The sequence below is a fragment of the Arthrobacter sp. H-02-3 genome, assembly GCF_003097355.1.
Lineage (GTDB): Bacteria > Actinomycetota > Actinomycetes > Actinomycetales > Micrococcaceae > Arthrobacter > Arthrobacter humicola.
In genome coordinates this window covers 1-18,126 of the sequence record NZ_PYUI01000019.1, presented here as the reverse complement: position 1 = coordinate 18,126, position 18,126 = coordinate 1, and the positions used below count along the sequence as shown (strand labels likewise).

The window sequence follows — 18,126 nt, the reverse complement described above, 5'->3', positions numbered from 1 at the left end:
CTGTCGCTTCCATTTGACCACTTACGTCCGAGCCCGCAAAAGGCTGTTCCCCTGATCGCTCATCGACGGTGGCCCAGGGCCGGAACGATGCTAGCACCCCTCAAACTCCCAGCTTCGCCTACGGCTGGCGTGCTATAAAAGCCACTGAAGGCGCTTGCATTCCCTGTGCGGAGCAGCGTCCGGCCTTGGCGGACCGCCGGCCGTAACCCCAATCGCGGACAGGAGGAAACACGATGGAGCAGCTCCTCAATGTCAGCGTCATCGATGAGCCGTTGCTCTATTCCTTCTATGCCGTTTCCGCACTCGCGGTCCTCTTCCTCTTCCTGCGCGCCGGGCTCCTGCCGCGCCGGGCCCGCCGCACGGGGCCGTCAGCCGGGGAGGTCAGTGGCCCGGCGTCGGCCGCATCACGACTGCCCGGACGGCGGAAGTGGCTCGTCACAGCCGCCGTAGCCGCGGCCGCCGGCGCCCTCACCGGAGCACTGACGCTGTTTGTCTGCGAAGTGGTGCTGAACGTCTTCGGTCTGCCGCTGGACACGGACACCCGCATCTGGGTGATTGTCGCGTTCGCGGGGCTCGGCCTGGCTGGTGTGAGCATGTGGCGGTCCCGCTGGTGGCGGAAGGCGGTCGCCGTCCTCGCCTGTCTGTTGTTCATTGCGACAGCAGCGCTCGGGATCAACGCCGGATACGGACTGAACCCGACATTGGGAGCCATGTTGGGCATGAACCAGGCCAAGCATCTGACCCTGCCCAAACTAAATCCTGCACAACAGCCGGGAGCCGGGTCCGCCCTTTGGCAAAGCTGGAAGGCGCCTGCGGGGATGCCGACCGTCGGACGCAGCGGGTCCGTCACGATTCCGGCCGATGCCTCCGGATTCCACGCCCGGGATGCCTTCCTCTACCTGCCGCCCGCCGCCCTGGTGGATAACCCGCCTCCCCTGCCGATCGTCATCATGATGATGGGACAGCCAGGAGGCCCCGAACAGAGCAAATCCGCCGTCGAGGAACTCGATGCCCTGGCACAGCAAAACCACGGGCTGGCCCCGCTGCTCCTCACGGTGGATCAGCTGGGCGATCCGTACAAGAATCCTGTCTGCGTCGACTCCGCCAAGGGCAACGTCTACACCTATGTCACTACCGACGTCGTCAACTACATCCGCAAGAACCTCAACGTGGCGACCGACCGGACCCAGTGGGCCGTGGCGGGATACTCCAACGGCGGGGAATGCGCGCTCTCGTTCGCGGCCAAGCGACCGGAGATTTTCGGCTCGCTGCTGGACATCTCCGGCGAGCTGGAACCTGTGGACGGCACTGCGGCCAATACCGTGAAAACCATTTTCGGCGGCAGCCAGGCCGCGTTCACCGCGGAGAAGCCCGCAACGATCCTCAAAGCCCACAAGTACTCCGATGAGCTCGCCATCTTCACCAGCGGCGCCCTTGACTCAAAGTACGGGCCCCAGAGCGCCTGGGCCGAGAAGGACGCGAAGGCCGCCGGCATGACAACGCGCCGGTTCGTCGGGCCCGGGATCGGACACCGCGGGGACGCTGTGGGCTACGGCCTCAAGTCCGGACTGCCGCTGCTCTTTCAGAGGTTCGGCCTGGCCCCCTCATGACCAGTCCCCTCATGACCAGCCCCCTCATGACCAGTCCCGTCATGAGGGCCGCTACCGCCCTTAGTCCTCTGGGCTTCTGAGCTCGCGTGCCGGGCCGCCGACCCGACACCGCCTACCCCTCCTCCCCTGACCTTATGCAGTCCCACCTCCTGATTGGAACCCCATGTCTGTGCCAATTCTGGCCGCCCAGGACCTCACCAAGACCTACGGTCGCGGGCCCGACCGCTTCGACGCCCTCAAAGGCGTCTCACTGGAGATCGGCCGCGGCGACTCCGTGGCGATCGTGGGGAAGAGCGGCTCCGGAAAGTCAACGCTGATGCACATCCTCGCGCTCCTGGACACCCCCGGCGGCGGGCAGGTCCACGTCGACGGGACTGACGCGAAGACCCTGAGCGGCCGGCGGCTCAACGCGCTGCGGAACACCATGTTCGGCTTCGTGTTCCAGCAGTTCTTCCTCAACCCCGGTTCCAGCGTTCTGGAGAACGTCGTCCTCCCCCTCAAGATCGCCGGCGTCGGCAGCCGTGAACGGCGCGCCCGCGGGATGGCCGTCCTGGAACAGCTCGAACTGGCCGACAAGGCCCGCAACAAAGCCGGCAACCTCTCCGGCGGCCAGAAACAGCGGGTCGTGATCGCCCGGGCCCTGATCAACAGTCCCCAGGTCCTGTTCGCGGACGAGCCCACCGGGAACCTGGACACGGCCACCGGGCGCATCGTCGAGGACATCCTGTTCGACCTCAATTCCAACCACGGCATCACCCTGATCACCGTCACCCACGACCACGACCTTGCCGCCCGCTTCAACCGCCGTCTCTATATCCGTGACGGCCTGCTGATCAACACCGACGAGGAGCACGCGGCATGAACCCGCTCGAAATCCTGAAGACCGCCATGGCGAACAGCTTCCGCAGCAAGTTGCGCACGCTGCTGACCATCCTGGCGATCTTCGTCGGAGCGTTCACCCTGACCATTACCAACGGTCTTGGCACCGGCATCTCCAATTACATCGACAGCCAGATCGCCGCCGTCGGCTCCAGCAATTCCTTCACGGTCGCCAAAACTGACACGAGCGGCAATCCCGCCTCGGGACCGAAAAAATACGACGCCACTACGAAAGTCCTTGCGGCCGGCGGCAGGCCGGGTTCAACCCAGCTGGCCCTGGGCCAGGCCGATCTGGACGCGATCGGCGCCATCCCTGGCATCACCGGCGTCACCCCGGTGACCCGGCTCAGCCCGGACTTCATCCAATGGAACGACCACGACAAGTACCAACTGTCGGTCAGCCCCCTTGCCGGGGCGCAGCCGCAGCTCGCGGCGGGCGCTCCCCTGGACGATTCCGCAGCCCAGCCGCAGCTGATCCTTCCCTCCAGCTACGTGGCCCCGCTCGGCTTTGCCGACAATAGCCAGGCCGTCGGTCAGGACGCCACGATCGGCATCACCGACGCGACCGGAATCATGCACTCCATCACCGCCCGGATCACCGGCATTGAACAGAGCGCACTGCTCGGCGGCGGCGGCGCTTTCATCAACAAGTCCCTCTCAACGGCCCTCGCCGATGCCCAGGGAACTGGCGCGCCTGCCGCATCAAAGTCCGTCTGGGCGAACGTGACAGCCAGTTTCGCACCGTCCTCTGCCGCCCAGGTCAACGACATGAAGGGCAAGCTCGCCGCGGCCGGCTACACCGCCCAGACCCTCGATGACCGGATCGGCACGGTCAAAACCGTCATCAACGGGATCATCGGCGTCCTGGACGCCTTCGCCGTCATCGCCCTGGTGGCCGCAGGCTTCGGGATCGTTAACACCCTGCTGATGTCCGTGCAGGAACGCACCCGGGAAATCGGCCTTATGAAAGCCATGGGCATGGGCAGCGGATCCGTCTTCGCGCTTTTCAGCACCGAAGCGGCATTCATCGGCTTCCTCGGAAGCGCCATCGGGTCCGCCGCCGCAATCGGGCTCGGCACCGCGGTGAGCGGCGCCCTGGCCCGCGGGCCCCTCAGCGATCTGGAGGGCCTCCACATCCTCGCCTTCGCTCCCGGCTCTGTTGCCGGCGTCATCCTCCTGGTCATGGCCATCGCCTTCATCGCCGGAACCCTCCCGGCGTGGCGGGCAGCACGGCAAAACCCGATCGACGCCCTCCGCTACGAATAAGGGCCGCCAGGGCCTCGCCGCAGCCGGCCGCAGGCCTCTTCCGCGGCCGGCCCGCGAGGCTTAGACTCGATTGGCTTGACGAAACAGGGAGAAGTTCGGCATGAGGCTCGTCGTCGATCTCACTAAATGCCAGGGTTACGCGCAGTGTGCCTTCCTCGCCCCGGACGTCTTCACGATCCAGGGGGACGAGGCACTCACGTACGACCCCGCCCCTGACGAGGTGCAGCGAACACGGATCCGGCGGGCTGCGGCCGCCTGTCCCGTTCAGGCCATCCGGCTCGACCAGCTTGAGGAGCCGGAGAGTTCGCAACCTCCGACAGAAACCCCAGGTGCGGCAGCCGCTAGCGGAGGCAACGGGGGCACCTTCAAACGATCCGGAAGGATCGTCGTCGTGGGCGCGTCACTGACCGGGCTGCGCGCAGCGGAACGTCTGCGCGAGGAGGGGTTCACAGGTTCGCTGACCCTGATCGGCGAGGAAACACACGAGCCGTATGACCGGCCGCCGCTGTCGAAACAGGTCCTGGCCGGTGCGGTACGGTCCGAAGACACGTCGCTGCCACGCCGCCGGGCACTCGACGTCGACTGGCGTCTGGGCGTCGCCGCCACAGGACTGGATCTGGCCGCACGACAGGTAGAGCTCGCCGACGGTAGCCGGATCGGGTTCGACAAGCTGTTGATCGCCACCGGGGTGCGGGCCCGGTCCTGGCCCAACGCAGCGGAGGCGGCGCTGGTAGGAGTCCTGACCTTGCGAACCCGGGAGGATGCGGGCACGCTTCGGAAGCTGCTGGCCGGCCGCCCTCGTCGGGTCTTGGTCATTGGCGCCGGGTTCATCGGTTGCGAAGTCGCTTCGGTGTGCCGCGAACTCGGCCTGTCGGTCACGGTGGCGGAGGCGGGTCCGGCACCGCTCGGCGCGGCGCTCGGCGGTGTCATCGGCGCAATCGCCGGAGAGCTGCAGGAAGAGAACGGCGTGGATCTGCGCTGCGGCGTCAGGGTGGTTTCGCTCGAAGGCGACGCGACCGGACAGCTGTGCCGCGCCCACCTGTCCGATGGCACAGCACTGGACGTGGACGTGGCCGTCACCGCGCTCGGGGCCGTCCGTAACGCCGAATGGCTCGCCGGTTCCGGCTTGGCGAGCGGCCCGTGGGGCGTCGCGTGCGACGCCGGCTGCCGCGCTTTCGACGTCAACGGGCTGGTCACCGACGATGTCTTCGTCGCCGGCGACGCATCCCGCGCCCCGCAGCCGATGTTCGGCTACCAGTTCCTCGCCGTCGAGCACTGGGGCAACGCAATCACCCAGGCCGAAGTTGCAGCACACAATATGGTCAGCGGCGAGACCGAACGCTGGCCGCACCTTGCCGTGCCGAAATTCTGGTCCGTCCAGTTCGGCACCGAAATCAAGAGCGTGGGCGTGCCTTCGGTTGCGGACGAGGTCGCCATCGTACAAGGATCGGTCGCGTTGCGGCGGTTCCTGGCCGTCTACGGCTACAAGGGACGCATCGTGGCTGCGGTGGCCTTCAACCAGAACAAATGGCTCGAATTCTACGAACCGCTGATCGAGCAGGCGGCGCCTTTCCCGCCCACGTTCCGCCACGTTGACGAACCGGCCGAAGCCCGGCCGGTGCCCGCCGGATTCCCGGCCGCCGCCAACCCCACCCAGGACGCGACCGTCGTCGTAACCGGCCACTATCCCAATGAGCGACGCGCCAGGCTGACTGACCGCCGCGTCCCGTAGAGCGCCGCCCCGGAGACCGGCAGCCACCGGCCCCACGACCCAAGGAGCCTTCGCCATGTCCCAGCCCAGCACATGGGAGCAGATCCTCGACTACGCCAACCGGGCCAACCCCTACCCCTTCTACGAAGAGCTCCGCAAGACCCCGGTGACACGGCTTCCGGACGGGAGCTACCTCGTGAGCACCTACGCGGAGATTGCCGCCCTGCTGCACGATCCGCGGGTCAGTTCCGACATTGAGCGCAACCCGGCGGCCGCTGCGATGCGCGCCGCCGCCGGTGAGGACGGGGAAGGGGACGGGCCGGGCATGACGCCAACGTTCCTCAGCATGGATCCTCCGGATCACGACAAGTTCCGGCGGATCACCATGCGGCATTTCGGACCACCGACGACGCCGGGCAGGGTGGCGGGGATGGAGGCGCGGATGACGGAAATTGTGACTGACCTCATCGACAACATGGCGGCCCGCAGCCGGATCGACGTCGTCGATGACCTGGCATATCCGCTGCCCGTCACGGTGATCTGCGAACTTCTGGGAGTGCCCCCGGGGGATGAACAGCGCTTCCGGGTCTGGGTGGACGTTGCCCTGCAATCGACGGATCCCGGCCTGGATCCCGAAACACAGCAAAAGAAGCGGATTGAGGCCGGCAAGGAACTGCGCGCGTTCATGGAAGAGCTGGTCGACGCCCACCGGCGCGCTCCGGGGAATGACTTGCTGTCGGCGATGGTCACCGATGACGGCCCGGAAGGCCGCATGCCGGACGAACAACTGGTGGGCACCGGGCTTCTCCTGCTCATCGCGGGACATGAAACCACCGTGAACCTCATCTCCAACGGCGCACTGACGTTGCTGCGCCACCCGGCCGAGCTCCAGAGGTTGCGCGATGATCCCGGCGTGGCCATCCCGATGGTCGAGGAGCTGCTTCGCTACGAGCCGCCCGTACATTTCGTCCCGTTCAGAACGGCCCTCGATGACATCGACATCGCCGGCACCACCATCCCGGCCGGCGCTTCCCTCACCCTGGTCCTGGCCGCGGGCAACCGGGACCCCGCCCACGTGGCTAATCCCGGCCTCTTCATCCCGGACCGGCACAACAACCAACACCTCGGCTTTGGCGGCGGCGTCCACCTCTGCTTCGGGGCGCCCCTGGCCCGGCTGGAAGCGCAAATCGCCCTCACCGCCTTCGCCACCAGGCTGGAGAACCCGCGCCTGGTCTCCGACCCGCCCCCGTACCGGCCGAGCCCGTTCCTGCGCGGCCCGTCCCACCTCCCGGTGGACATCGACGGCGTCCTCGCCCCTGACGGGCCCGCCGGCGACGGCACGGTCCGATAGGGCCGGCTGACCCGGCTTTGGCTGCGGCCCCGCGTCGGCGTTGGCTTTAGCGTCGGCGTTGGCCTTGGCCTTGGCCTTGGCCGGCTACCGGTAGATGTTCCGGTGAATCCTGGCAGCGCCTTCCGATTCCAGCTTCTGTGTCTCCGCGTCGTCTCCGACGAGGCGAGCATTGAGACGGCCATGGTCAAGGCCCAGCGCCAGGATGTGGGTCCCGTGGGACAGGTCCCCGCACGCTGCACCCCATGCCGCCAACCAGAATCGAGAATTCTCTTGGCCCAGCCCAAAATCGCCGACATCGGCGCCGGCATCATCGGGCGCACTCGTGCCCGCCGCGAACAGGGCCCGGGCCGCGGCGTGGGATTTAAGATCCTCACCAGGGATATCGGGAACTAGGCCGCCGACCGCGTCACACCGCCGAGGAAAGCGCTTCAGCGCGTAATAGCCAGGGGCTGCATGGGAATCACGCACGACACCCGCTCCGGCAGGACATCCCCTGAGGCCGCCACGCGGTTGTTCCTGCCGGTGTCATCGCACCAGTCAATGTTGTACGGCACGGCGGTGACCACCGCATCTCCGGCCACCGCCCGAAGAGGTACGACAAATGTGTAGGAGAACCCGCCGGCGTCGTTCATTGCCGTTGTAGCTTTGACGACTTCCGCACCCGAGGCGTCGGTCACGCTCACCTGGATTCGTGCGTTCATGCCGTAGCGGGGATTGCAGTCGGCGTCCGGTGCCGCCACGGTGACTTTCTCCCCCGGCGTGGCTTCCGTGGGGGTCAGTGAATAGGCGGGCGGGAAACACGGCGGCTCCCCGCCTGCCGGCGCTGAGCAACCCGAAATCGGGGCAAGCAGCAATAGGGCACCCATCAGCGCAGCGGTCGCGAAGCGCCGGTCACGGTACTTCAGAGAGAATGCCATGCGGTCATTGTCGGCGGAACAACAGCCCGGGGACACGGTTGTGCCGGATTCGTGCCCTGATCGTTGCCGAAGCCTGCCACGTCTGAATGAGCCGGTTGCCGCGCCCGCGAAAGGGTCCGGCTGTGCCGATTTTCTGACACGGGAGGATCGAATCTGGTGTCTTCCAGGGTCGCTCCGTCGTGGAGCCAGCGACGGTTGTTGTAGAAGCTGATGGCCCGATCGTTGCTCTTCGCCACCCAGAGAACTGCCCGCTCATAGCCGAGTTCGATCAACTGCTGTTCGGCGGCTGCAAACAAGACGGAGCCTGCGCCCTGCGCCCACCAGTCCGGATGCACATTGATCGCGTGCAGCTGACCGGCGCCCGCTGCCGAGCCTCCGACGGCGGGACCGACAATGGCGAATCCCGTCACCTCATTGCCGCATCGGACCACGAGGTGCATAGTCCCCTTGCGGGGCTCGCGGATATTGCGGCGCCACGCAGACGCCGCGCGTCCGACGTCGAGGCCGTCAAGATACTGATCGGTCATGACGCCACGGTACGTGGCCCGCCATGCCGCAACGTGAATCTCTGCCAGCCGCGCGGCGTCGGCTTCGGTCGCGGCCCTGACGCTGATATCCGAAGTGGTCATGCTCGCGAATCTACCAACTGAGGTCACCGGTGCCGGGCGGCGCGCGCGAGAGGGACTCTCCCGCACGGAAAGAGGTTAGGATCGCAACGCCGGGATGCCTCTCGCCCGCTCGACAACGCACATTCAAGGAGCCCCCGTGAACCGCGCCCTTCTCGTCATCGACGTGCAGAACGAATACATCTCCGGAAACCTGCCGATCGGCTTCCCTGACCCGGAAGTGAGCCTGGCCAACATCGGCAAAGCCATGGACGCCGCCACGGAAGCGGGCATTCCTGTCATTGCGCTCCAGCAAACTGCGCCCGAAACATCGCCAATTTTCGCCCGCGGCAGCCATGGATTCGCTTTGCATCCCGTCGTCAGCAGCCGTAGCCATGACCACTTGATCGAAAAGACCCTGCCCTCCTGCTTCGCCGGCACAGATCTCGAGGAATGGCTCGCTGAGCGTGACATCGACACGGTCGTGATCGCCGGATACATGACGCAGAACTGCGACGAATCAACAGCCCGGGACGCGGCACACCGTGGACTGAAGGTCGAGTTCCTCTCCGACGCCACAGGAACTCTAGCCATGTCCAACCACGCGGGATCACTGGGCGCCGAACAGCTGCACAGCGCCGTGCTCGTGGTTCTGCAGTCGCGCTTCGCCTCCGTCCTGACCACCGGTGAGTGGATCGACGCTGTTGAACACGGCACGTCCGTCCCGAAACCGGACATTTTCGCCAGCACTCAGGCAGGACGCGACGCAGCCGCAGAAGGCCGATTGATGTAGGTTCCTCTTATCCCGACGACTGCTCGGAGCATGGAGGGGGACCATTGACAGCACCGGACGCGAACCTGAATCAACTGAAGGCTCACAGGACGGACTCTGCGCTGCAGTACAGAACGCACCGCTCGGCGTCGGGCCGTCCCGTGGCGGCCATCGTCTGGGCCGGTGTCATCGGCACATTGTGCTGGCTGGTGGCAGCCGGAGAAATCAAGGCCATAATGGACGCCGCGGCGTGGCTGGTTCTGTTGTCCTGGTTCGCCTACTACCAAATACCCTTCGATACGGTCCGGGACATCGAGGTCCGGTATACCGTGGCCATCTGGGCGGCCGGCAAAAAAATACGTGAGCTGGGGCGCTCCCACCCCGCCCGGCTCCTTCGGATCCGGCTTTGAGCTCGTCAGCGACCTGAAGAGCCGGCCGCACAGCATCCTCCCGCACAACGAACGCATTCGCCAGCCCGAGGTGGCCACCGGCCGTGACGAGATCGCCAAGGCCTGGCAGGACGCCCGCACCTCCGGACTCCAGTCCTCCGACGGAACAGTGAAGAGTAAATGGAACCGCCCGATGATCGCCGTCGGGGCCTTCGCACTGCTTTGGGTGATCGCCGTCGCCCTGACATAGGCGCGCTTCCACCCCGGGCCGGCCGGTCCCGAGGGGGTCTGTCACTACCTGTATCAACAGCCACTCCCCAACGTGCCGATTCTGCGGTGTTCTGTATAGGAACCCCTGGCGGCCCCACCGGCCGGGTCCGGCTACTACTCGGCAACCAAGGCGGCCCTTGGAGGGCCTGTCCGGGTCCCTCCACAAGGAACTGCAGCCCCTCGGCATCAAGGTCACCGTGATCGAGCCCGGCGCGTTCCGGACCGACTTCGCCGGCCGCTCACTCACCCAGTCGGCGACGGCGATTCCGGACTATGCGGAGACGGCCGGGAAGCGACGCAAGGAGAACGACACAGTCCACGGCACCCAGCCAGGCGACCCGGCCAAGGCCGCAGAAGCCATCCTGGCAGTCGTCGACAGCGCCGACCCGCCCTCGCTCATGGTGCTCGGCAAAGACGCTTTCGACGCCTTTGCCGCCGTCGCCGACGCACAGCGTACGGAACTGGACCAATGGCGCGAGCTCAGCCTCAGCACGGGCATCGACCGCTGAACAGGACCGGCGGCGTCAACGCCCGGCTTACGTTCGGACGGCGCGGTACCGGAGCGAGCCGGGAATCTCTCCCCGGGTTCCCAGGCTCTCCCCATACGCGAATTTTGCCCAGAGTGCCCGCATCGCCCGGCCGTGGGCGTTGACCTCGTCCCAGGTCGCACCGGCAAGGAGTCCGGCGGACTCCCATGTCCGCTGGTGGCCGAACAGCAGCGGCAGGTCAACCGTGTGTGCGGCGCCGTAAATGTTGCCGGGTGCCCGCCAGGACAGCACGTAGCTGTGGGCCCGTCCGCCCGCGCGCACATGCCGCCTGGCAAACTGTCTGGCTGACTTGCCGTACACCACTTCGGTGACCACCCACGTGACGGCCTTGAGCACGGCGCTGCCGACGACGGGAAGCCGCGCCACCCGGCTGAGGCGTGGGCTTTGGGGCAGGAACAGCCGGGCCTCCTCTGCCGTGTGGCCAATGAGGATGTCGATCCCCGGCGCGGCAGCATTCCAGGCCTGGTCAACCTCGGACTCCTTCGGCAGGGGCGCGTGCCCGTACTGGGTTCCGAACGGCATGGCAGCCATGAGCCCGAATTTGCTGGCAGCCCGGGCCACATCCTCCTCGAGGGCGACGACCTCCATCGCCGGGGTGGCGTCGGTGACGGCTTCCGCGGCGGCGCCCATGGCGGCGCTCATCTTTTCCCGCCCGCGGGTAATCCCCAAAGGTGCGCTTTGGATGATGGCCCGCTGGAAGAGAGACGCCGCGTCCGGCGTCGCCATGAGGTGTGCGACGGCGTCGCCGCCGGCCGACTGCCCGAAGGCGGTGACCCTGCCCGGATCGCCTCCAAAGGATGTGATGTTGCGCTGGACCCAGCGGAACGCCTCGATCTGGTCCAGCAGGCCCAGATTGGCCGGCCGGCCCGTGCTGGTGGACAAATATCCGAAGATGCCCAGCCGGTAGGTCACCGAGACGACGATGACGCGGGTTTCGGAAACCAGCACGGCCGGGTCGAAAATCGCCAGGTCCCCCGAGCCGGACGTGTAGGACCCGCCGTGCAGCCACACCATGACCGGCAGCCGTTCGCCGTCCCCGACGTCGGCGGGCAGGGTGATCGACAGGTGCTGGCAATGCTCGTCGCCGGGGAGTTCGCCGTAGCGGGTGCCCAGCACGTCGTCCAGGAAGGGCACCGGGGCCTGCGGGCACGCCGGGGACAGGGACGTTGCCGTGAGCACGTCCGTCCAGTCGGAGGCCGGCGCCGGCGGCTGAAAACGGCGCGCCGTGGCGTACGGAATGCCGGTGGCACGCACGACGGCGCCGTCGCGCCATCCGGTAACGGGACCGCACGGCGGTGCGAAAGAATGGTCCGCAGTCATACCGGTTCAGCCGTTTTTCAGCAGGGCCACATCGGAGACAAGGTCAATGTGCTCCAGCATTGCCGCCGCCGCGGCGGCCGAATCCTGGGACCTGATCGCATCGGCGATCTTGCGGTGGGAGGCGAGCGACTGCTCCGGACGGCCGGGCTGTCCAAGCGATTCGAGGCGCGTTTCCAGGACCATTCCGGCAATGAATGTCATCAATTGGGCCAGCACGGCCGAATGCGCGGCGGCGGTCACCGCCTGGTGAAAGAGCTCGTCGCCGCGTGCACCGCGGTCTCCGGTGGCGACTTCCTCCGCCATGGCCTCGAGGGCCTGATCGATGGCCTTCATATCCTGCCCGGTGCGCCGTGCCGCGGCCAGCTCGGCCAGCTTGACCTCGAGCGTGCTGCGCGCCTCAACGATCTCGGGCAGCCGGCTGCGGTGCTCGCGGAGGCCCTTGATCACCGAAGGAACGTTGGGCCGGTAGACCAGCACTGCACCTGTGCCGTGCTGGACGTCGATCACGCCGAGCACTTCCAGGGCCACGAGGGCCTGCGCCAGCGTTGCCCGCGAAACCCCCAGCCGCTCGGCAAGGTCCCGCTCGGCAGGCAGCGTGTCGCCAGGACCCAGCTGGGCGGCCTCGATGAAATCCATGATCTGTTCCACCAGCTGTTCGTAGAGCCGCGGCCGCGAAACGCGGGAAATCTGATGCGTTGCTGCCTGCTTTGCCATGCGCGTCCTTCCAGCCTGTCCTGACTTCCAAGACTACCGGAGAACTATTGACAAAGACACCTAGTGCCTAGGAGGCTAGGCCACTAAGCCAGTAATCCAATTATCGCCAGATCCGGAGCCCACCTCATGACTTCTGAACCCACGCCGCGCGACCACGGCCCCCTGACCGGTTATCTCGTGGTGGACCTGAGCCGCGCCCTCGCCGGCCCGCACGCCGGCATGATGCTGGCAGATCTCGGCGCGCGGGTAATCAAGGTGGAGAACCCCGGCACCGGAGACGACACCCGCGGCTGGGGTCCGCCGTTCGTGGGCCCCGAGGACGATCCCCAGGCCACGTACTTCCTGTCCTGCAACCGCAACAAGGAGTCCATTGCCCTGGATTTGAAGAGCGACGACGGCCGGTCAGTCCTGCGTGAATTGCTGGAGCGCGCCGATGTTGTCATCGAGAACTTCCGTCCCGGCGTGCTGGACCGGCTCGGGTTCTCGGCTGCGGAGATGCATGCCCTGAATCCGGCGCTGGTGGTCCTGTCCATCACCGGGTTCGGGCACGACGGCCCGGAATCCCGGCGCAGCGGCTACGACCAGATCCTGCAGGGCGAGGCCGGGCTGATGTCGCTGACCGGGTCCGGGCCGGGCGATCCGCAGCGCGTCGGGGTCCCCATCGCAGACCTCCTCGCCGGCATGTACGGGGCGTTCGGCACCCTGGCCGCGCTGCTGCAGCGCGAACGCACCGGCCAGGGCCAGATCGTCCGCACCTCGCTGCTGGCGGCGCTGATCGGGGTCCACGCCTTTCAGGGCACCAGGTCCACCGTGGCCGGCGAGGTTCCCAGGGCCCAGGGCAACCACCACCCCTCCATCGCCCCCTACGGTCTGTTCCACTGCCGGCAGGGCCGGGTCCAGATCAGCGTGGGCAGCGAAAAACTCTGGCGCACGTTCGCTGCCGAGTTCGGGATCGACGCCGCGCGGCCGGAGTTCGCCACCAACGCGGACCGCGTTCGCAACCGCGGGAAAGTCATCGAGGAAGTGGAGCGCGTGTTCTCCGATTACGACGCCGGGCCGCTGCTCGCCAAACTCAACGCCGCCGGCATCCCGGCCGGCAAGGTCAGAACCCTGGACGAGGTCTACGAATGGGACCAGGTCCGCTCGCAGGGGCTCGTGATCGACGTCGAACACAAAGTCCTCGGCACAGTGAGCCTGCCCGGTCCCCCGCTGCGGTTCTTCGGCCCCGCCGACACTACCGAAACCACCCTGAAGGCCCACACTGCACCGCCGCTGCTGGGCCAGGACGGTGACCGGATCCGTACATGGCTTGGGCTGGTGCCGGCGAGCAGTGGCGGCACGGCCACAGAATCCGGCACGGCACAGGAAGGTCACCCGGCATGCTGACCCAACAGAAAGTCCGGCACCTGGACGCCGCCGAACTCCTCGCCGCGGTCCTCGACCCGGGTTCCTATCGGAGCTGGGACGCGCCGGTCGTGGACCCCGATCCCGGGCCGGAGTACCGGCAGGAACTCGCCGCCGCCCGGGCCAAGACCGGAGTGGACGAATCCGTCCTCACCGGCGAGGGCCTCATCCGCGGGCGCCGGGTCGCCGTCATCGTCAGCGAATTCCGGTTCCTCGCGGGCTCCATCGGCCTCGCCGCGGCGCAACGGATCGTCAACGCCGTCGAACGGGCCACCCGCGAAGGACTTCCCCTCCTCGCGGGCCCGGCGTCCGGCGGCACCCGCATGCAGGAAGGGACCATCGCGTTCCTGTCCATGGTGAAGATCAGCGCGGCCGTCCGCGCCCACCGGCAGGCGGGGCTGCCCTACTTGGTCTACCTGCGGCATCCCACCACCGGTGGCGTCATGGCGTCCTGGGGATCCCTTGGCCACATCACGGCCGCCGAGCCCGGAGCCCTGCTCGGTTTCCTCGGACCACGGGTCTACGAGGCCCTCCGCGGCGAACCGTTCCCGGAGGGCGTCCAGAGGGCCGAAAACCTCTTCGACAAAGGTCTGATCGACGCGGTGGTCCCGCCCGGGCAACTGTCCGACGTCGTCGACCGCGCCTTGAGCATTGTGTCCGCCGGCCCGCACCCGCGGGTGGTGCCTCCCGCGACGCTGTCGGTGAAGCCGTCCGACGCCGGCGCCTGGGAATCGATCAGGATCTCCCGCAATCCCCGCCGGCCGGATGTGCGCCAACTACTCGCGCACGGCGCCCGGGACGTCTTGCCTCTCAACGGCACGGGCCAGGGCGAAAAGGACCCCGGCCTTCAGCTCGCGCTGGCCCGCTTCGGCCATCAATCCTGTGTGGTCATCGGCCATACCCGGCCCCGGCCTTCCCGGCAGACGGCGATGGGCCCGGCGTCCCTCCGCGAGGCCCGGCGCGGCATGCGCCTGGCCGAAGAACTCGGGCTGCCTCTTGTCACCGTGATCGACACCGCCGGCGCGGCGCTGTCACCGGAGGCCGAGGAAGGCGGCCTGGCCGGCGAGATCGCCCGTTCCCTGCATGACCTCATCGGACTGAACGCGCCCACGGTGTCGGTCCTGCTCGGCCAGGGTGCCGGCGGCGGCGCACTGGCCCTCCTGCCCGCGGACCGGACCATCGCGGCCCAGCATGCCTGGTTGTCTCCCCTCCCGCCCGAGGGCGCCAGCGCCATCGTCCACCGGAGCACCGGCTTCGCGCCGGCCATGTCGGAAGCCCAGGGTGTCAACGTGGCATCGCTGCACGCCAACGGACTCGTGGAGCACATCGTGGATGAATGCCCCGACGCCGCCGACGAGCCGAAGGCCTTCTGCCGGCGGCTGGGCCAGGCCATCGAGTACGAACTCGGTACCCTCGCCAGTGCAGGAATCGCCGAGCTACTCCCCCGGCGGCTGGCGAAGTACCGCAGCCTGGGCGGCCTGCTCCCGCCAGTTGCTCCCCGGTCCGGGGCCGGTCCGGTTGAGGACCGCGCCTAGCGCAGGCTCGAGAACTCCGCATCACTGAGCGCGGCGTAGCGGCCGTAGGCGGCAACCACGGCGGCTTCGACGGCGTTGACGTTGAGGCCCGGCACGAGGTCATCGGCGGCGCCCGCCGTCGCCGGGTCCCATTCCAGGCCGAGCGCGGCGTAGCTGGCCTCCAGGACTGAGCGGATCGGGGCGGAATTCTCCACCACGATCACGGAACTGAAGAGCCAGCCGCCGGCGACCACCCGCTGGGCGGTGCCCACGAGTTTGATGAGGTGTTCCGGGACCTGCGGGTCCCGGCCGTGCACGCTAAACTCGCCGGGGCAGTATTCGCCCGGGATCTCTCCGACGCCGGCGTCCACGCCGGCGTCGCGCAGCGCCCGGGCGAGCAGTTCGCCAAACAGCGAAAACCGGCCTTTGGCCCCGGCGATCGCGTCGGTATCGGGTTCCAGGTGGTCGATGACCAGCGTTCCTTGGTGGTACGCGGCGGCGCGGCCGCCGGCCTTGCGGACCAGAGGCTCGAAGCCGTGTTCCCGGCAGGCGGCGGCGGCGGCCTCGAAGCCGGTCAGGTGCGTGTCGCGCTGCCCGAAGGCGACCGTGGGAACGGGCCGGTAGAGCCGGAGGGTGGGACCCAGCGCACCGGTCTTGACCTTCTGGAGGAGCCCGAGCGCGAAGTCGAGGTCGGCGGCGGCGCCGAGCGATTCCTCCTGCCGCACCACCGTCAGTGTCCGGGGTCCGGCTTGCGCCTGCGGCATGTTGTTATGCTCCCTTATGGTCATCCTGCAATTCCTCGTCGTAGCCGCCGCGTTCGCCATCATCGACGCCATCTGGCTCAAGGCGATGAACCCGTTCTACCGCCGCCAGATTGGTGGCCTGCTGGCCGACAAGCCCAATCTAGGGTACGCGGTGGTGTTCTACGTGATCTACATTGCCGGGATCGTGTTCTTTGCCCTGCGGCCCGCGCTCGACGGCGGCAGTTGGCTCACCGCCGTCGGCTACGGTGCCGCGCTGGGCGTGTTTGGCTACGCCACCTACGATCTGACCAATGCCGCCACCCTCAAGACCTGGCCGTGGCAGCTGATCGTGGTCGACATCCTCTGGGGTGCTGCCTTGACGGGCCTGGCCACGCTGGCCGGCTGGGTCGTCTTCCACACGAACTAGGAATCTCCCGGACGAACTAGGACTTACGCAGCGTCAGGATCTGTTCGGCGCGGCCGAACGGTCCGGTGAGGTCATGCAGCACCGTGGAGGTCAGCCCGATCCCGTCGGTGCCGAACGATACTTCGTTATCCAGCCCCAGCCAGTCCCCCTCCGGCTGCCGGTACATGTGGATCTGCAGGTCCAGGTTGGGGAAGGCGTAGCTGCCCTTGCCCGGCGGGACCCGGGCGGCAATGCCGTTGGCCGTGTCCACGAGGCCGATCAGCCGGGCGAGGTCGCCGCTGTCCGCCCGGTCGGTCAGGGGATGGTCGGTGCGGAGCCACACCGTCCCGGACCCCGCCCGGTGGCCCTCGGCGATCCGCATGTGCAGCGACGCGATGTAGCCGCCGGGCCACACGCTCGCGGCGTCGTACGGTTCGCAGTCCTCCGGCGCGGGGATCCGGGGATCCTCGAAAGCCGCAATGGCAGACGTGTCCGAGGTGATCATCCGCCAGGCCGTGGCGCGGATGGCCGTGCGGCCACCCGCGACAAGCTCGGCCTGCACCAGCTCGATGGTCCGGCCCGGGCGCAGGGTGGAGGTCACCACCTCGAAGTCCCCGCCGGGGATCAGCCCGAGGATTTCGTAACTGAGACGGGCCATGCGCATGTCCTCGCGCGGCTCGTGCCTGGCCAGGCAGTCGGCCATGATCCCGGATGCCGGGGCCATGTGCTGTTCGTGCACGTTCCAGGCACCCTGAGCGTGGATTGTGGAGCGGAAACGTCCGTCCCCCAGCGCCTCATAGTAGAAATCGCCCTCGGCCAGAACAGGCAGTTCAGCAGTCAACGTCGACCTTTCGCAGCTTCCATCGGAGAATTCCAGACCACCCTATCGCCTTGCGCGCCCACCGCCCGCCGTTGCCGGCCTGCGGTCCGGCCTGCTGCCCGGGGCCACAACAGGGCCAAACCGAACACCAGCAGCACTGTGTCGCCGCCGATCATGAGCCCCCAGCGCCAGGCGCTGCTGACATCGCCGAGCTGGAGCGCGATGTCGGTCAGGGCATGGAGAAGGACCAGCGGCCACAAGGTCATGCCGCGCAGGCGCAGCGCCGCCAAGCCAAGCCCGAAGGAGGCGGCTCCGATAACCTGCGCCGCAGTGACGGCCGGGTTCGCTCCGAACGCGATGTTACACAGGTGCAACAGCCCGAACAGCGCCGCGGACAGCGGGGCCGCCCGCAGCGGGGTCCAGGAAGCCAGGGCCTCGAGGATCATCCCGCGGAACCACAGCTCTTCGTAGATGCCGGTGGCGAGGTACCCGGCGACGATCACGGCGGTTGCCGCCAGGCCGGGGTCCTTGATCCCTCCGGCGAACGGAGCCAGGGCGACGGCGCCGGGGACTGCCAGCAGCCTCCACCGGAGGTTCCCGGAAGTGAAGATGTCCCGGTGAGTGGCGGCCACGACGCCGGTGGCCGCGCCGGCGAGCATCACGACGGCGATGAGCCGCTGCTGTGTAGGCTCCAGGTCCGGTGCCAGCCAGCCGAGCAGCAGGGCGGCGAGGAGGGTGGCCGCAGCCGTAGCGGCGGCGAGGACGAGGGCACGGATGAGTGCACGGACGTCGCGGCTGGTGCTGACACAGACACGGGCGGACCGCGTGGCGGATCCTTTCAGGGCGGACTTCACGCTTGCACCGCAGGGAGCGCGGGGGCGGGGGCG

20 protein-coding genes are annotated in these 18,126 nt (G+C 67.6%); 13 read left to right on the top strand and 7 right to left on the bottom strand.

Annotated features, from left to right (window positions below):
- Positions 1-233 precede the first annotated feature (233 nt).
- The 6 genes from C9424_RS16285 to C9424_RS21310 all read left to right on the top strand — a co-directional run bounded on the left by C9424_RS16285 (position 234) and on the right by C9424_RS21310 (position 7,210).
- Complete coding sequence (locus C9424_RS16285; RefSeq protein WP_116767945.1) at positions 234-1,610, top strand: alpha/beta hydrolase; 1,377 nt, start codon at positions 234-236, stop codon at positions 1,608-1,610.
- A 163-nt stretch (positions 1,611-1,773) separates the two neighbouring features.
- Positions 1,774-2,472 carry an ABC transporter ATP-binding protein gene (locus C9424_RS16280; protein WP_116767944.1) on the top strand — a complete coding sequence of 233 codons (699 nt, stop codon included), beginning with the start codon at positions 1,774-1,776 and terminating at the stop codon, positions 2,470-2,472.
- The gene (locus C9424_RS16275; RefSeq protein WP_116767943.1) at positions 2,469-3,755 is read left to right on the top strand and encodes an ABC transporter permease; all 1,287 of its coding nucleotides are present in this window, start codon (positions 2,469-2,471) and stop codon (positions 3,753-3,755) included. Before C9424_RS16280 ends, C9424_RS16275 begins: the two co-directional genes overlap by 4 nt.
- A gap of 100 nt (positions 3,756-3,855) precedes the next feature.
- Positions 3,856-5,487: an FAD-dependent oxidoreductase gene (locus C9424_RS16270; protein ID WP_116767942.1), complete on the top strand. Its 1,632-nt coding sequence runs from the start codon at positions 3,856-3,858 to the stop codon at positions 5,485-5,487.
- Positions 5,488-5,542: 55 nt separating this feature from the next.
- A complete protein-coding gene (locus C9424_RS16265; protein WP_116767941.1) occupies positions 5,543-6,817 on the top strand; it encodes a cytochrome P450 in 1,275 nt (424 codons plus the stop codon).
- 102 nt (positions 6,818-6,919) lie between these two features.
- The gene (locus C9424_RS21310; RefSeq protein WP_133247525.1) at positions 6,920-7,210 is read left to right on the top strand and encodes a hypothetical protein; all 291 of its coding nucleotides are present in this window, start codon (positions 6,920-6,922) and stop codon (positions 7,208-7,210) included.
- Positions 7,211-7,245: 35 nt separating this feature from the next.
- Here C9424_RS21310 and C9424_RS21950 read toward each other — a convergent pair whose 3' ends face one another.
- Together C9424_RS21950 and C9424_RS16255 are read right to left on the bottom strand one after the other, a co-directional pair.
- A complete protein-coding gene (locus C9424_RS21950; protein ID WP_237563505.1) occupies positions 7,246-7,734 on the bottom strand; it encodes a hypothetical protein in 489 nt (162 codons plus the stop codon).
- Entirely contained in the window at positions 7,719-8,363 is a 645-nt protein-coding gene (locus C9424_RS16255) for a GNAT family N-acetyltransferase (RefSeq protein ID WP_116767940.1), read from the bottom strand. The genes C9424_RS21950 and C9424_RS16255 overlap by 16 nt, the downstream gene beginning before the upstream one ends.
- Before the next feature lie 136 nt (positions 8,364-8,499).
- On the opposite strand from C9424_RS16255, the gene C9424_RS16250 reads away from it, so the two are divergent.
- The 4 genes from C9424_RS16250 to C9424_RS16235 all read left to right on the top strand — a co-directional run bounded on the left by C9424_RS16250 (position 8,500) and on the right by C9424_RS16235 (position 10,279).
- A complete protein-coding gene (locus C9424_RS16250; protein ID WP_237563504.1) occupies positions 8,500-9,132 on the top strand; it encodes a cysteine hydrolase family protein in 633 nt (210 codons plus the stop codon).
- 140 nt (positions 9,133-9,272) lie between these two features.
- Entirely contained in the window at positions 9,273-9,521 is a 249-nt protein-coding gene (locus tag C9424_RS16245) for a hypothetical protein (protein ID WP_161958238.1), read from the top strand.
- Entirely contained in the window at positions 9,472-9,750 is a 279-nt protein-coding gene (locus tag C9424_RS16240) for a hypothetical protein (protein ID WP_116767937.1), read from the top strand. The genes C9424_RS16245 and C9424_RS16240 overlap by 50 nt, the downstream gene beginning before the upstream one ends.
- 157 nt (positions 9,751-9,907) lie before the next feature.
- A complete protein-coding gene (locus C9424_RS16235) occupies positions 9,908-10,279 on the top strand; it encodes a hypothetical protein (protein WP_237563503.1) in 372 nt (123 codons plus the stop codon).
- Positions 10,280-10,306: 27 nt separating this feature from the next.
- On the opposite strand, the gene C9424_RS16230 is transcribed toward C9424_RS16235, so the two are convergent.
- Complete coding sequence (locus C9424_RS16230) at positions 10,307-11,638, bottom strand: carboxylesterase family protein (RefSeq protein WP_116767936.1); 1,332 nt, start codon at positions 11,636-11,638, stop codon at positions 10,307-10,309.
- A gap of 6 nt (positions 11,639-11,644) precedes the next feature.
- Complete coding sequence (locus tag C9424_RS16225) at positions 11,645-12,352, bottom strand: FadR/GntR family transcriptional regulator (protein WP_116767935.1); 708 nt, start codon at positions 12,350-12,352, stop codon at positions 11,645-11,647.
- Between the two features lie 126 nt (positions 12,353-12,478).
- On the opposite strand from C9424_RS16225, the gene C9424_RS16220 reads away from it, so the two are divergent.
- Entirely contained in the window at positions 12,479-13,738 is a 1,260-nt protein-coding gene (locus tag C9424_RS16220) for a CaiB/BaiF CoA transferase family protein (RefSeq protein ID WP_116767934.1), read from the top strand.
- Positions 13,732-15,291 (top strand): carboxyl transferase domain-containing protein, encoded by a 1,560-nt coding sequence (locus tag C9424_RS16215; RefSeq protein ID WP_116767933.1) that lies wholly within the window; start codon positions 13,732-13,734, stop codon positions 15,289-15,291. Before C9424_RS16220 ends, C9424_RS16215 begins: the two co-directional genes overlap by 7 nt.
- Here the strand turns inward: C9424_RS16215 and C9424_RS16210 are convergent.
- On the bottom strand, positions 15,288-16,034 hold the full coding sequence (locus C9424_RS16210) for a lipoate--protein ligase family protein (protein ID WP_116767932.1): 747 nt from the start codon (positions 16,032-16,034) through the stop codon (positions 15,288-15,290). The two genes, C9424_RS16215 and C9424_RS16210, sit on opposite strands and share 4 nt — an antisense overlap.
- A 16-nt stretch (positions 16,035-16,050) precedes the next feature.
- On the opposite strand from C9424_RS16210, the gene C9424_RS16205 reads away from it, so the two are divergent.
- Positions 16,051-16,440, top strand: a complete 390-nt coding sequence (locus C9424_RS16205; protein ID WP_116767931.1) for a DUF2177 family protein — start codon at positions 16,051-16,053, stop codon at positions 16,438-16,440.
- Between the two features lie 16 nt (positions 16,441-16,456).
- Here the strand turns inward: C9424_RS16205 and C9424_RS16200 are convergent, their stop codons facing one another.
- Entirely contained in the window at positions 16,457-17,260 is an 804-nt protein-coding gene (locus tag C9424_RS16200) for a thioesterase family protein (RefSeq protein ID WP_116767930.1), read from the bottom strand.
- Positions 17,257-18,126: CPBP family intramembrane glutamic endopeptidase (locus C9424_RS16195; protein ID WP_237563502.1), on the bottom strand; the 870-nt coding region annotated here is incomplete at its 5' end. The genes C9424_RS16200 and C9424_RS16195, both read right to left, overlap by 4 nt.